This is a genomic window from Paraniabella aurantiaca, from assembly GCF_050309965.1.
Taxonomy (GTDB): Bacteria; Bacteroidota; Bacteroidia; order Chitinophagales; family Chitinophagaceae; genus Niabella.
This window is the reverse complement of record NZ_JBLOSY010000003.1, coordinates 163,568-176,319: the sequence shown is the minus strand read 5'-3', so window position 1 is coordinate 176,319 and position 12,752 is coordinate 163,568. Positions and strand designations below refer to the sequence as shown.

The 12,752-nt window shown below is 41.1% G+C and carries 14 protein-coding genes; 5 read left to right on the top strand and 9 right to left on the bottom strand.

What is annotated here, in order from left to right; translation table 11 throughout:
* Positions 1–39: 39 nt before the first annotated feature.
* The 4 genes from ACLOAU_RS23975 to ade all read right to left on the bottom strand — a co-directional run bounded on the left by ACLOAU_RS23975 (position 40) and on the right by ade (position 4,443).
* Complete coding sequence (locus ACLOAU_RS23975) at positions 40–777, bottom strand: LytR/AlgR family response regulator transcription factor (protein WP_427864462.1); 738 nt, start codon at positions 775–777, stop codon at positions 40–42.
* Positions 774–1,811 (bottom strand): sensor histidine kinase, encoded by a 1,038-nt coding sequence (locus ACLOAU_RS23970; RefSeq protein WP_427864461.1) that lies wholly within the window; start codon positions 1,809–1,811, stop codon positions 774–776. The genes ACLOAU_RS23975 and ACLOAU_RS23970 overlap by 4 nt, the downstream gene beginning before the upstream one ends.
* A gap of 105 nt (positions 1,812–1,916) precedes the next feature.
* Positions 1,917–2,702, bottom strand: coding sequence for a LiaF transmembrane domain-containing protein (locus tag ACLOAU_RS23965; protein ID WP_427864460.1), 786 nt, complete (start codon positions 2,700–2,702; stop codon positions 1,917–1,919).
* A gap of 112 nt (positions 2,703–2,814) precedes the next feature.
* Positions 2,815–4,443 carry an adenine deaminase gene (gene ade / locus ACLOAU_RS23960; protein ID WP_427864459.1) on the bottom strand — a complete coding sequence of 543 codons (1,629 nt, stop codon included), beginning with the start codon at positions 4,441–4,443 and terminating at the stop codon, positions 2,815–2,817.
* Here ade and ACLOAU_RS23955 point away from each other — a divergent pair.
* Positions 4,442–4,639, top strand: a complete 198-nt coding sequence (locus tag ACLOAU_RS23955) for a hypothetical protein (RefSeq protein WP_427864458.1) — start codon at positions 4,442–4,444, stop codon at positions 4,637–4,639. The genes ade and ACLOAU_RS23955 overlap by 2 nt on opposite strands.
* Positions 4,640–4,655: 16 nt before the next feature.
* On the opposite strand, the gene ACLOAU_RS23950 is transcribed toward ACLOAU_RS23955, so the two are convergent.
* Positions 4,656–4,928: a hypothetical protein gene (locus tag ACLOAU_RS23950; RefSeq protein WP_427864457.1), complete on the bottom strand. Its 273-nt coding sequence runs from the start codon at positions 4,926–4,928 to the stop codon at positions 4,656–4,658.
* A 16-nt stretch (positions 4,929–4,944) separates the two neighbouring features.
* Positions 4,945–5,751 (bottom strand): UbiA family prenyltransferase, encoded by an 807-nt coding sequence (locus tag ACLOAU_RS23945; RefSeq protein WP_427864456.1) that lies wholly within the window; start codon positions 5,749–5,751, stop codon positions 4,945–4,947.
* 113 nt (positions 5,752–5,864) lie between these two features.
* On the opposite strand from ACLOAU_RS23945, the gene ACLOAU_RS23940 reads away from it, so the two are divergent.
* Complete coding sequence (locus ACLOAU_RS23940; RefSeq protein WP_427864455.1) at positions 5,865–6,860, top strand: LuxE/PaaK family acyltransferase; 996 nt, start codon at positions 5,865–5,867, stop codon at positions 6,858–6,860.
* A gap of 95 nt (positions 6,861–6,955) precedes the next feature.
* Here the strand turns inward: ACLOAU_RS23940 and ychF are convergent, their stop codons facing one another.
* On the bottom strand, positions 6,956–8,053 hold the full coding sequence (ychF, locus tag ACLOAU_RS23935; RefSeq protein ID WP_427864454.1) for a redox-regulated ATPase YchF: 1,098 nt from the start codon (positions 8,051–8,053) through the stop codon (positions 6,956–6,958).
* Between the two features lie 120 nt (positions 8,054–8,173).
* Here ychF and ACLOAU_RS23930 point away from each other — a divergent pair, with 120 nt between their 5' ends.
* The 3 genes from ACLOAU_RS23930 to ACLOAU_RS23920 all read left to right on the top strand — a co-directional run bounded on the left by ACLOAU_RS23930 (position 8,174) and on the right by ACLOAU_RS23920 (position 11,178).
* The gene (locus ACLOAU_RS23930) at positions 8,174–9,313 is read left to right on the top strand and encodes a PDDEXK nuclease domain-containing protein (RefSeq protein WP_427864453.1); all 1,140 of its coding nucleotides are present in this window, start codon (positions 8,174–8,176) and stop codon (positions 9,311–9,313) included.
* Between the two features lie 15 nt (positions 9,314–9,328).
* The gene (locus ACLOAU_RS23925) at positions 9,329–10,732 is read left to right on the top strand and encodes a nucleoside recognition domain-containing protein (RefSeq protein WP_427864452.1); all 1,404 of its coding nucleotides are present in this window, start codon (positions 9,329–9,331) and stop codon (positions 10,730–10,732) included.
* A gap of 119 nt (positions 10,733–10,851) precedes the next feature.
* Positions 10,852–11,178 carry a hypothetical protein gene (locus tag ACLOAU_RS23920; protein WP_427864451.1) on the top strand — a complete coding sequence of 109 codons (327 nt, stop codon included), beginning with the start codon at positions 10,852–10,854 and terminating at the stop codon, positions 11,176–11,178.
* 110 nt (positions 11,179–11,288) lie between these two features.
* On the opposite strand, the gene ACLOAU_RS23915 is transcribed toward ACLOAU_RS23920, so the two are convergent.
* Complete coding sequence (locus ACLOAU_RS23915) at positions 11,289–11,795, bottom strand: hypothetical protein (protein ID WP_427864450.1); 507 nt, start codon at positions 11,793–11,795, stop codon at positions 11,289–11,291.
* Between the two features lie 130 nt (positions 11,796–11,925).
* The gene (locus tag ACLOAU_RS23910; protein WP_427864449.1) at positions 11,926–12,729 is read right to left on the bottom strand and encodes a DUF4397 domain-containing protein; all 804 of its coding nucleotides are present in this window, start codon (positions 12,727–12,729) and stop codon (positions 11,926–11,928) included.
* Positions 12,730–12,752: the final 23 nt, after the last annotated feature.

The window sequence follows — 12,752 nt, the reverse complement described above, 5'->3', positions numbered from 1 at the left end:
TTTATTGGCGGCTCTAAGGGCCGATATTCTGTTGTTTTTTTATAATCCTAAAACGCCTTTTAGTTTACCGTATCCATTGCGGCTTACATTGATCTTAGCGCCATTTTTAAGTATAGCCACGTGTCCGTCTTTCTCGTAAGGATCAATGCGGGTGATTTCCTGAATATTTACGATAAAAGAACGGTGGCTGCGTACAAACATATCTGCCGGGAGGAAAGATTCAAAAAATGACATCGTCTTATTCTTGAGGTAATAACCTTCTTTGGTAAATATTTTTACAAAGTCATCAGCAGCTTCAAGGTATAATACTTCCTGCACCGGTATGATCTTGATCTTACTGCCATTTTTTACAACGATGCGGTTATTGCTGCCGGGTAACTGAGCGTCGTTCAGTAATTCTTTGGTATTTTCCACTGCTGCCGGGCGATTCTGGGCTGCAAATTTAGACACGGCCTTATCAAAACGCTCCTGGTCGAAAGGCTTTAAAAGGTAATCGATAGCATGCGCTTCAAAAGCTTTTATAGCATACTCATCGAAAGCAGTTGCAAAAATAACTGCAGGAGGATTTTCTACGAGTTCCAGCATTTCAAAACCACTGATCTTTGGCATTTGTATATCCAGGAAGATGAGGTCGGGCTCGTGTTCCTGGATCGCCTTCAAGCCCTCGAAGCCATCGCCGCATTCCGCCACCACTTCGAGCTGCGGATGTTTTTTCAGATATTCTTTAACCATGCTCCTGGCTAAAAACTCATCATCTATAATAATTACTTTACTCATACCTGTTGCGGAATTTTTACGGTTGTTTCAAAAATAGTATCGTGTGTAGCAGTGCTTAACAAATCATTTCTTGCGAAAAGCAAATATAATCTCCTTTTTATTGAGGATAATCCAAAGCCGGTTCCTTTTTTAGGCATAGATGTTTCAGGATCGAAAGGGTTTTTGACACTAATGATCAGCTCATTACCTTCTGAGCGGCAATCAATGGTAATCAGTGTTTGGCCGGTGGTGTCGTATAAACCAAACTTAATAGCATTTTCAACAATAGGTTGCAACAATAAAGTGGGTAATAAGGCCTGCTTGCAGCCTTCGCTAATATCTATTTTTGTTTGCAGCCTGTTGCCAAAACGCACCTTTTCTATTTCGAGGTATAGGTTTAGGTAGCCTATTTCTTCATCTAAGGTAACCATTTGCGACTCTTCCTTTTTAAGTGTGCCTCTCAGGAAGTCAGATAGCTGCTGTACCATTTTTCGCGCCTGTTGAGGGTCCAGCCCTATCAATGCATTAATGGAGTTCAAACTGTTGAACAGGAAATGGGGTTGTAACTGCTGACGCAACTTAAATAATTCTGCTTCCCGGGAAAGTGCCTCCACATCAGATTTTCTTTTGAATTCCTTTTTTCGCTCCTGCCAGTTATACCATAAGATAGAAGCAATAGTGACAATAGTGAGTACCAGGAAGGCAAAGGCATACCGTATAACTAATGAGTTGTGCAGGAAGCCCAGGTAGGCAGCCTGTTCTTCAAACATGATCTTCAGGGAACTGTTCGAAATCAGTAGCCATAAAAGGGATAGTACAGATGAAGATGCGATAATACCAATGTACTGGTAGGAAGTAGGTAGATAATAACGGGTTATATTCAATACCAGGAGGCTGGCCAGCAATAGCATAGTAATACTTAAGAAACTATCGCCCAGTACGATGCTGATAGGAAAATTATAGTCGTATAGAATAAGTGCCTGTGCGCTTACCAATACTATCCAACCAATGATTAGCGACGCAATAAATCTTTTTGCTGAAAGAGGTGAAGCCATCGGGTTGGTTTATAGTTATTTTGAATTTAATGCCAAGTCCATGGCCGTTAAAACCATGGACTAGCCAGTTTGGATATATTGATTTGATCGGTATTCTTATGGTTGCTAGAAACTTTTAATGTCAATACCTCCGAATATCACGGTTCCCTTAATTAAAAGCGTTTTGTTGATTTCGGGTAATCCTTTCATAACACGTTTATCCTTTACTTCGCCCATAATAGCAACTGCTTCTGAAATAACATTCCAGTTAGAAGGTACAATTAATGTGGCTCCGCCAAATAAAGCGGTTACATCTAAAACGGCCGTGCCCATTAAATCAGCCTGCGAGAGGTCAATCTCGGTACCGCCAAAAATATTAGTCATATCGCCGCCCCTGAAGTTTTTGGAAAATACTTTTTTCTTAGAGCCGCCAAATATAGAGGTTGTGTCGATATAATCCTGTCCGGAAGCGCCCGCGATGGGAGAAGTGCCCCCATCATCAAACTGGATGTAGTTTTTTGAACCTTTTGGACGGAAAATAAAAAACAAACCTGATCCTATTAAAATAATGGGCAGTATAAACCTCCTTAATTCTCCCGGAAAAAAGTAATTGTTGATAAGGAATATAGAACCAATCAGCACCATGATCATCCAGCCCGGTCCTTCGAAATTTTTACGTATGCCAACGAACAGGCCTAATGTGATAAGAAGCATCGGCCAGGAGAAGATGAAATCCGGCAGGTCGATGCCAATACGTCTTAATAAATAAACAACACCTATGATCAGCAGGAAGCCGCCTATCCAAAGATGGCTCTGTGATTGTTTAGGTCGGAAATTGTTAGGATCTGGCTGCTGGTAGCCTCCTGGCTCACTTTTATACATTTCTGTGTTGTATGGATTGTTTTCGCTCATTGTTTTCAATTTTAAGTAAAAATAGCACGCCTTAACTCCTGTTGCAACACATTTATTGTATGTAAACTTAATATATCGGTGAACGGCGGAGTTGGGTCGGTCAGTAACATTGCTAATTTTCTGTTACCTCCACAAATTCAAATTTAGTGCCGTCAAAAAGCCCTTTATCGCTCAGTTTCAGGGCCGGAATCACCAGGAGGGCCATAAAAGACAAGGTCATAAACGGGGCACTTAGGCGGCTGCCCATGTCCTTAGCCATTGAGTCGATAGCGGTATAAGACTTGGCAATTGTATACCCGTCTTCAACGCTCATTAACCCGGCAACCGGCAGGGATAGTACTGCTTCTTTTGTGCCATTTACCGCACTTATGCCCCCTTTCTGCTCAATTACCAGGTTTGCTGCTTTACAGATGCTTTCATCATCTACACCTACCACTACAATATTATGACTGTCATGCGCTACCGATGAGGCCAGCGCTCCTTTTTTCAGGCCAAAATTCTTAATAAATGCAGTGGCTACCGGAGCATCATAATACCGGTTGACAACCGCTATTTTAAGAATGTCATTTTCAACATCGGCAATGATATATCCGTTCTCGGTTTTCGCCGTGGCTGAAAGCGGATGCGTGATCAATTGCCCGTCTAAAGCCTCAATTACTCTTAACCAGGTAGCCCCATCTGCCTTAACAGCAAATGCTTCTGCAGTTTTGGGTGTGCAATCGAAATTATTGACAATACCCGAGGCCTGCGATTCAATTAATGTGTGGCCGTTTTCGGCAACCAGCTGTCCGTTAATATAGGTTTGAATAACCTCAAAATGATCCAGATCTTTTACCACGATGAAATCTGCCGCGTCCCCGGTTTTTAATAGGCCAACATCCAGCCTGTAATGTTGAACGGGGTTCAGGCAGGCTGCTTTGAGTACCTTGAAAACATCAATACCTTTTTCAACAGCTCTTGCGCAAAGTTCGTTAATGTGACCGGCTTCCAGGCTATCGGGATGCTTGTCATCGCTGCAAAACATGATCTGGTCCGGGTAATCATGAAGCAGCTCAATCAATGCTTCAAAGTTTTTAGCCGCGCTTCCTTCCCTGATCAGTATGTTCATACCAAGCCCCAGTTTATCCAGCGCTTCTTCTGCAGTAAAGCATTCATGATCGGTACTGATGCCCGCTTTTATATACTTTTGGGCCTCTTCGCCTCTCAAACCCGGGGCATGGCCATCTACAGGTTTCCCAAGATCATGAGCTGCTTTTATTTTGTGCAATACTTCGGCATCACCGTTTAAGACGCCCGGGAAATTCATCATCTCGCTGAGATATTTTATTTCAGGCTTCTCAAGTAAAGTTCTTACATCATCTACATCCAAAACAGCGCCGGCCGTTTCAAAGCTGGTAGCCGGTACACAGCTGGGGGCGCCAAAATTAAATTTGAAAGGAACGGTTTTGCCGTTGCTGATCATGTATTCAATGCCTTCCAGGCCACAAACATTGGCTATTTCGTGGGGGTCGCTTACCGTTGCCACAGTTCCATGTACTACCGCCAACCGGGCAAATTCGGAGGGAATCAGCATGCTGCTTTCTATATGAACATGACTGTCTATGAAGCCCGGTAAAATAAAATGATCAAAATGGACCCCTTCGACGGGCTCAATGCTTTCAATCACTCCATTGTTCACTGTTATTCTTCCGGGATGAATGCTGCCAGCCGCTACATCCACAATATTTCCTTCGATATTCATGGCTTTAAAAGTAATGTATTTTGTGGCTGATTATGAGGATCCTCACAGGGAATTTCCTTTGTTTCAGAATTGGCCGATTAGCTATCTTTTGATAGCTCTTATTATTTCAGGTGTGGTAGTGGGTGAAACAGCGGGGCTTTCGGGTAAGGTTATGGCGGCTGAAATACCAGTGAATCAAAAAAAAGAGAGGCGCTAACCTCTCTTGAATAATTTTAGTTGGTTAAAATACCCTCTTCCAACTCAGATACCAGTTGTTGGATATGTTGCCCTATCCATTCAGGAATTGTCTGTTTAGAGGTTATTGACCACTCATTATCATTTTTGCTAAGCCTGAAAAATATACGGTTTCCGCGGTCGTCAGCTGTATCTACATCAAAAACATAATCGCCTGCGTTATTATTTTTTTTGTAGTTAAACTCCCTCAACCTTCCGCTGATTTTTACCAGCCTGCTAAAGTGTATAATTTTTACGAATGAAGTATGCATTGTCGAAATAAGATATTTAAATACCTCGCAAATATTGTACCGCTAAGGTAAGTTTTATAAAGTACAGTATAGGCGAGAGTGCCATTAACCCGTCTAAGATAAAATAAAATAAATAATCATTCTTGGTTTTTATAGCTCTATTATACAAGGAAAAAGTTAAGATGATAGGAATCAATAAAATAAAATTATCCACAAGGCCGAAATCCGAAAAATAAGCGACTAGTAAGGCTGTAATCAAGTGGAGCATCACAAATATGTTGAATACTATTTTTATTTTTTGGGGAGGTAATAAAGTTACCAGGCTCTTAACACCTGTTAGTTTGTCATAGTCCTTGTCCCTTAAATCGAATAGGATGCAAATAGGGAAAATTAGTGTGAAACGGTTGATAAAAAAGAGTGTATATAGAGGTTCCCACGGCTTGCTGATAATAAAAAAAGGAAGTGCCGACGTTACATAGGTCCACATTAGCGCCAGTAATATGGTTTTCCCCAAAATGAATTTTTTAAGCGTAGTAAAAGGCTGAAGAGGAAACTTAGGAGCCGTGTACAGCAGCGTTAAAAATATAGCGGGTACTATCCATTTGATATAACCTAATTCTTTCAATAAAAAGAACGCGCAACCAATAGAACTGATAACAAAAAAAGTAGCGTGGAGCCATTTGTTTCTGCTAAGCCAGGGAGTGCGGGATGCCGTTATTTCTGTAGTTTCATCGGTGAGGTACCAGTGAATACTGTAGCTGGCCAGTGTTGAAAAAAACAAAAAGCCTGCGAAATGTGCCGGTGGAAAGCCCAAAGAAAAGAGATGGGTGCTATATCCAGCCATGGCTATGGCACACAGGGCTATAAAAATGTTGCTGAAAATAATAAAATCAAAAAACTTTCTATTGTAAGATGCCGGCAATGAAATTACTTTTGCTCAAAAATATTTAAAAATACATGGATATTGAAACCAACCTGGTTAATGAAATCTTCAGCAGCTCATTTGACTTTAATAAGATGTGCCTGGAGGTCTTCTGGTTTCAATATGAATACAACAGCATTTACGCAAAATATGTAGACGCGCTTAAAATTGATGCTGCAACAGTAACAGAGTTTTCTAAAATACCCTTTCTGCCCATTCGTTTTTTCAAAACACATCATGTTACAGCAACCGTTTTTGAACCGGAAGTGCTATTTGAAAGCAGCGGCACGACTGAAACAATTAATAGCAGGCATTATGTAAAGCGGAAGAAAATTTACGAGCAAAGTTTTTTAGCTGCCTTTGAACATTTTTATGGTAATCCTTCTGAATGGTGTGTGCTGGGATTATTGCCTTCTTATCTCGAGCGTCAGCACTCTTCACTGGTTTATATGGTGGAGGAGCTGGTACAACAAAGCGGGCATGAGAAGAGTGGTTTTTATTTGTATGATTTTGAAAAGCTGTATGAATCGCTGCAGGCTTTAGAGCAGGCGGGGCAGAAGACTTTATTGATTGGGGTGACTTTTGGTTTGCTTGATTTTGTGGAGAAGTACCGGCTGCCATTGCAGCATACGGTGGTAATGGAAACGGGTGGCATGAAAGGCCGTCGAAAGGAAATGATCAGGCAGGAAGTGCATGATATATTGAAGGATGCTTTTGCAATACAGGAAGTACATTCAGAGTATGGTATGACAGAGTTATTATCCCAGGCTTATTCTAAAGGAAACGGGCTCTTTCAAACCCCTGCCTGGATGCGTGTAGTACTGAGAGATGAAGAAGATCCGCTAACTTTAAAAGCCACTGCGACAGGTTCAACAAGAGGGTTGATCAATGTGATCGACCTGGCCAATATTTATTCCTGCAGCTTTATAGCTACCGATGATATGGGTGTTTTGCATGACAATGGCCAGTTTGAGGTAACCGGAAGAATGGATCATAGCGACCTTAGAGGATGTAGCCTCCTGGTCCTTTAGTTAGATAGTGCGGCAGTTGTATGCTTAAAATATACTGTTCAAAATAACAAAACCCGGCATTAGCCGGGTTTGTAGTATCGATGATGTTGTTATGATTAAACGTTAAACCTGAAATGCATTACATCTCCATCTTTCACCAGGTACTCTTTGCCTTCAATTCTAAGTTTGCCTGCATCTCTTGCAGCGGCTTCTGATTTATAGGTGATATAATCGTTATAGCCAATTACCTCTGCTTTAATAAAACCTTTCTCGAAGTCGGTATGTATCACACCCGCACATTGTGGGGCTTTCCATCCTTCGTGGAAGGTCCAGGCACGTACTTCCTGTACACCGGCGGTGAAATAAGTATTCAGGCCTAAAAGTTTGTATGCAGAGCGGATCAGGCGGCTCAATGCGGGTTCTGTCATCTTGTACTCGTCCATAAATAGTGCTTTATCATCCGGGTCGTCCATTTCAGAGATCTGTGCCTCTATGGAATTGTTCATGATGATGATTTCTGCACCCTCTGCTGCGGCCACTTTTTGCAAAGCTTCAGAGTATTTGTTACCTGTATGCATAGAGGCTTCATCTACATTGGCAACATACAAAACCGGTTTGTCTGTCAATAAAAACAAATCGGCTATGGCTAATTTATCTTCTTTGCTTAAGTCCAGCGCACGAATGCTTTTGCCTTGCTCCAGGTGCGCCTTGCAGCGTTGTAACACTTCCAGTTCAACTTTTGCCTTCGGATCTGTTTTCGCTTGTTTTTCTTTTTTCTGGATCTGTTTTTCAACACTATCCAGGTCTTTCAGCTGCAATTCAGTATCGATGATCTCTTTATCGCTTACGGGGTTGATAACGCCTTCCTCGCGTAATACATTCTCGTCTTCAAAGCAGCGGATCACATGTATTACGGCGTCAACTTCGCGAATATTAGCCAAAAACTTGTTTCCTAATCCTTCTCCTTTGCTGGCGCCTTTTACAAGACCTGCAATATCTACTATTTCAATTTGAGTGGGTACGGTACGGTCGGGTTGCACCAGTTCGGCCAGTTTGGAAATACGCTCATCCGGAACATCTACCAGGCCAACATTGGGTTCAATAGTACAAAAACGGTAGTTGCTGGCCTGTGCTTTGGCGCTGTTGCTTACCGCGTTAAATAAGGTTGATTTTCCTACGTTGGGTAAACCTACTATCCCTGCTTGTAAAGCCATAATGAATTGAAATTTACTGTTTAATATTGGCCGGTTTTGAATAGCCGGCTTATAAAAGTCTGCAAAGGTAAGTATTTTAAATGGAGGCCGGGTCTTACAATAATCTTCTTATTTTTGATAATGGACTTTAAAGGGCTGCTTTCTTCCATTTCTAAAACCCATGTACTGCTGCAGCAATCGGCTGTAAATGCAGTAAACCGCCATATTACACTTCGTAACTGGCTCATCGGGTTTTATATTGTGGAGTTTGAGCAGAAGGGAGAGGACAGGGCAAAATACGGAGACTTACTTTTAGAAAAGCTGGCACGGCGCATAAAGATCAGCGGGCTTTCTGAAACGAACCTGAAAAATTTCCGCAGGTTTTATCTTTGTTATTCCTCAATAGGTCAGACAGTGTCTGACGAATTTCAACAAATAATACCAATAGGTCAGACAGTGTCTGACCTGTCTAAGCCAGTCGTGGCAAGCGTTTCAGGCAACCGGGTATCTTCCCCGATAAAAGGAGTTACTGTTGCTCAATATAAAAAACATATTGTTCAATTATTTGCTTCGGCGTCTTTTTCACATTTTACCGAACTTATTAAAATAGATGACGCCTATAAAAGGCTTTATTATGAATTGTTGCTGATTCATACGCAGCCTTCGGTACGAGATTTAAGAAGAGCTATTCATACATTATCCTATGAGAGAACAGGCCTCTCTCAAAATAAAAAGCTTTCCTTACAGGAAATAGAGAAAAAGATAAAGCCCGCACAGGCTGCAGATGTGATCAAGGATTTCTATTTTTTTGATTTTTTAGAGTTACCACAATCGGAAACGATACACGAAACAGAATTGGAAACTGCGCTCTTAACTCACCTGGAGAAATTTATCCTGGAGTTAGGGAACGGGTTTTGCTTTGAAGCAAGACAAAAGAGACTGCTGATTGGCGATGAATATTTTTTTGTTGATATGGTATTTTATCACCGTATTTTACATTGTCATGTACTGATAGAATTAAAAGTAGAAAAATTTGTAAGCTACCATGCTTCGCAATTAAAATCTTACTTAAACTATTACGAAAAGAATTGCCGGACGGAGGGGGATAATCCGCCTATTGGTATCTTACTGGTGACGGATAAAAATAATGCAATGGTAGAGTATGCCGGCGCAACTATTGAAGAGAAAATGTTTGTATCTAAGTATGCGGTAATGTTGCCTACCAAAAAACAGCTGGAGAACTTTTTGAAAAAAGAGCTCAAAAAATATAAAACGAAATAACAGAATTAAAACGGTATGGTATTAAGCAGAATCTGGAGTGCCTTTATTATTGTGGCTTTGGCGGTGGCTTTAGGCAGGTTTGTGTTTCAGGATAGCCAGAAGCAGATATTTACACAAATGGTCACGGGCAAAAGCGGTGATACCACTTTTGTGCAAGCTGTTGATTCGCTAACCTTGCCAGCTTTGGTGCATAGCCAACTGGCAGCCGGGCAAAATGGAGTAAAATGGGAGGGACACCAGGTGGTTGCTTCAGGCAATGGTCAGTTTAAAACCTTTAGCCTGCAATCTACCAATGGTGTTTTTGAAACTACTAAAGATGCGGTTACGCTATGTATTGGGCTGATCGGCATTATGGCGCTCTTCCTGGGCTTTATGAACATTGCCGAGCAGGCAGGAGGAGTGCGGTTTTTATCCCGAATTATAGGTCCGTTTTTTTCTAAGATCTTTCCCGAAGTACCCAAGAATCATCCGGCTATGGGGCATATGGTGATGAACTTTTCGGCCAATCTTTTGGGGCTGGACAATGCCGCTACACCTTTTGGTATCAAATCTATGGAAAGTTTGCAGGAGCTGAATCCGGATAAAACCAAAGCTACCAATGCACAGATCATGTTCTTATGTCTGCATGCATCGGGGCTTACTTTAATACCAACAGTTATTATTGCTGATAGGGTAGCGCTCAAATCGCAATTCCCTACCGAGATTTTTATACCTTGTATGATCGCCACTTTTGTAGCAACTATAACTGCAATGGTTATCGTATCTTTTAAACAGGGTATTAAAGTATTTCAACCCGTAATTATAGCCTGGGTATTAGGGATTACCGCTGTATTTACTGCATTGATTGTGTACGTACGTATGCTCGATGCAAAGGGCATACAATTGTTCTCTACCAGCCTCAGTAATGGCCTTATTTTGCTGATCTTTTTATTGATTATCGTAGGAGGTATATATAAAAAGGCGCCCATATTTGATGCTTTTGTTGATGGTGCAAAAGGCGGTTTTGAAACTGCTATAAGAATTATTCCTTACCTGGTAGGGTTGTTGGTCGCTATAAGCTTGTTGCGTAACAGTGGTGCTTTTGATTTTATAATGGAGGGCATCAAAGCCTTATTTGCTTTTTTGGGTGGAGATGCACGAATAGTAGATGCTTTGCCCACTGCCATTTTAAAGCCCTTTAGCGGAAGCGGCGCCCGCGCTATGATGATCGATACCCTAAAATCACACGGCCCTGATTCATTTGCCGGGAACCTGGCTTCTGTATTCCGCGGGTCAGCAGATACTACCTTTTACATTGTAGCTGTTTACTTCGGAGCAGTTGGAATTAAAAACACCCGCTATGCAGTAGGCACCATGCTACTTGCAGACCTTGCAGGTATAATAACGGCTGTGGCGGTGAGTTATTTGTTTTTTGGGTGATTGTAAGAGCTGGGGTCGAAATTGGCTTGTAGCTCAAAAAGGGTAGGCGCGTGTTAAAACACGGCATAATAGTTGACGCTTTTAGGTGAAAATCTTTTTGCTGAACTTAAACATCTTTTATGAAAACATTCATCACACTATCCTTATTATGCGTTTGTCTTTTTTCAAAGCTCGAAAGTAAAGCTCAGTTTGAAACCTATGTCCAGGCTAATGTCGTTTCTTATTATCCGCCAGTAGGGCCGTACAATTATTTTGGTTATGATTTAACCAATCTTACGGATCAGACTATTACTGTTGAGGGATATTTAAGGGAAGAAGGTGGTACCAGTACGCCTAATTATTATTTTACCGTTACATTGAGCCCTTACGAAAACGTTACTTCAGGCTGGGTATATGTATTGGGTGCTACATCGGGTGCCGAGATATTTATCACTAATGTTTATTGACCGTTAAGGTAATTTCATTCGGGGACGGTTATTGGAATTAAATAACCCACTCAGATAATAGGCATTTGCCGGAATCTGGTTGGGTTATTTTTTGAGAAATTATGACCGTGTTACAGGTTGGTTATTTGATAAGTATAAGAATATTCATCTACCTCGCCTGAACCATGAATGGATTGCCACAAGGGCGCGGAAGAAAGAAGGGTTACTTCATATCCATTACAGATAAAATTATGATCGGTTTGTGACAGCTGGCAACCACATAAATTTCCCTGTTTTTGTTCATTTAATGTTACTGCTAAATTGGATGCTGAATAGGGAATTAAAAGGTCAGGATCTGAGTAAAATCGAATGACAACATCTGCCATAGAGTAGTAAGGAGCACTGTTGATATTTTCGAAACTAAGTGAGTAATAAACAGGTGATGGGGGTGGTGTTAAAAAAAGGTATTGCTTATAATTAAAATGAGAGGTAAAACCTTGTTGAAGTTTCCCTGTTTTTACAGTGATCGCTTTGGGAGTGTATATTATTTCTGTAGTGTTATTAGTATAACTGGAAAGAGTCAAAACGACGAAGGCCAGAATTAATATTGTGCCGGCTGTGGTGATTGTTTTTTTCATTATAGCTTATTTAAAGGTAAGTGAAATGGGGGGTGTTATTCGGTCGTAAGTCTAAGGAGGCATGGACAAATAGAAGTACTTTTGAATTAGGTGAAACATATTGATTTAACGATTTAAGTTGAATAGAATCCTACCTATTATATAGCAAAGACACTCTTGGGTTTCTTACGTCAGTGGAGGGTAAACTGTCATAACCTCTGGCATATACAGTAAACACCCGTTGATTGGCTACTGAACTGGCATTACCCGTATAAACGCTGCCTAATGTTGTAGTACTGTCTTTTTTTCTGAGGCTCCAGTTGGCAATAATACCTGCCTGAAGCCTGAACGTATCTGATACTTGTTTAAAAGCAATATTAGAGGCAATTTTTGTTGTACCCCAATATAAGTCTAAAGGGCCTGAGTTGGGAATCAGGTTTACAAATTTATAGAGCGCCCAACCGGAATCGGGTTTGTCATAAGGGTCGTAAGTGATTACATTTTGAATCCTACTCGCTGTGTCAGTAAAGTGGATCGTCTGATAAGTATCAGCCTTTAAGTCTACCTCTGTAGTGTGAAGTACTACTGAATCTTTACCTCTCTTTGTGCTATCTCCAACATATAGCATGACGAGACTTATAGTATTCATACCCGGATTTGCAGATAAATAATCAGCAAAAGAGTTGCCACCTGTATTAAGGCCTCCACCCGGATAAGGCGTAGAATAAGTGATAGGACTGCTTACGATGTTTCCATTGATCCTGATCCAAACCTGCCTGTTGGGGATAACGGGGGCTGTGGTTTTTGAAAAATAGGGACATGAGTAATTAATCTTAACCATGGCCTTGCCATCGATACCGTCAAACGGTGACTGACGCAGTTCATTTTTCTTGCAGGCTATTATTAGCGCTATGACTATTATAATAGCAGTAAAAGGTATTTTGAGCTTATTCATTGTTCTCTTTTAATAAGATAAAT

Coding starts and splice junctions, on each gene's coding strand:
- ACLOAU_RS23945 (WP_427864456.1), bottom strand. CDS start 5,751: ATGGCTGGATATAGCACCCATCTCTTTTCTTTGGGCTTTCCACCGGCA.
- ACLOAU_RS23915 (WP_427864450.1), bottom strand. CDS start 11,795: ATGAAAAAAACAATCACCACAGCCGGCACAATATTAATTCTGGCCTTC.
- ACLOAU_RS23930 (WP_427864453.1), top strand. CDS start 8,174: ATGGACTTTAAAGGGCTGCTTTCTTCCATTTCTAAAACCCATGTACTG.
- ACLOAU_RS23965 (WP_427864460.1), bottom strand. CDS start 2,702: ATGAGCGAAAACAATCCATACAACACAGAAATGTATAAAAGTGAGCCA.
- ACLOAU_RS23955 (WP_427864458.1), top strand. CDS start 4,442: ATGGCTTTAAAAGTAATGTATTTTGTGGCTGATTATGAGGATCCTCAC.
- ACLOAU_RS23925 (WP_427864452.1), top strand. CDS start 9,329: ATGGTATTAAGCAGAATCTGGAGTGCCTTTATTATTGTGGCTTTGGCG.
- ACLOAU_RS23950 (WP_427864457.1), bottom strand. CDS start 4,928: ATGCATACTTCATTCGTAAAAATTATACACTTTAGCAGGCTGGTAAAA.
- ACLOAU_RS23970 (WP_427864461.1), bottom strand. CDS start 1,811: ATGGCTTCACCTCTTTCAGCAAAAAGATTTATTGCGTCGCTAATCATT.
- ACLOAU_RS23920 (WP_427864451.1), top strand. CDS start 10,852: ATGAAAACATTCATCACACTATCCTTATTATGCGTTTGTCTTTTTTCA.
- ade (WP_427864459.1), bottom strand. CDS start 4,443: ATGAATATCGAAGGAAATATTGTGGATGTAGCGGCTGGCAGCATTCAT.
- ACLOAU_RS23940 (WP_427864455.1), top strand. CDS start 5,865: ATGGATATTGAAACCAACCTGGTTAATGAAATCTTCAGCAGCTCATTT.
- ychF (WP_427864454.1), bottom strand. CDS start 8,053: ATGGCTTTACAAGCAGGGATAGTAGGTTTACCCAACGTAGGAAAATCA.
- ACLOAU_RS23910 (WP_427864449.1), bottom strand. CDS start 12,729: ATGAATAAGCTCAAAATACCTTTTACTGCTATTATAATAGTCATAGCG.
- ACLOAU_RS23975 (WP_427864462.1), bottom strand. CDS start 777: ATGAGTAAAGTAATTATTATAGATGATGAGTTTTTAGCCAGGAGCATG.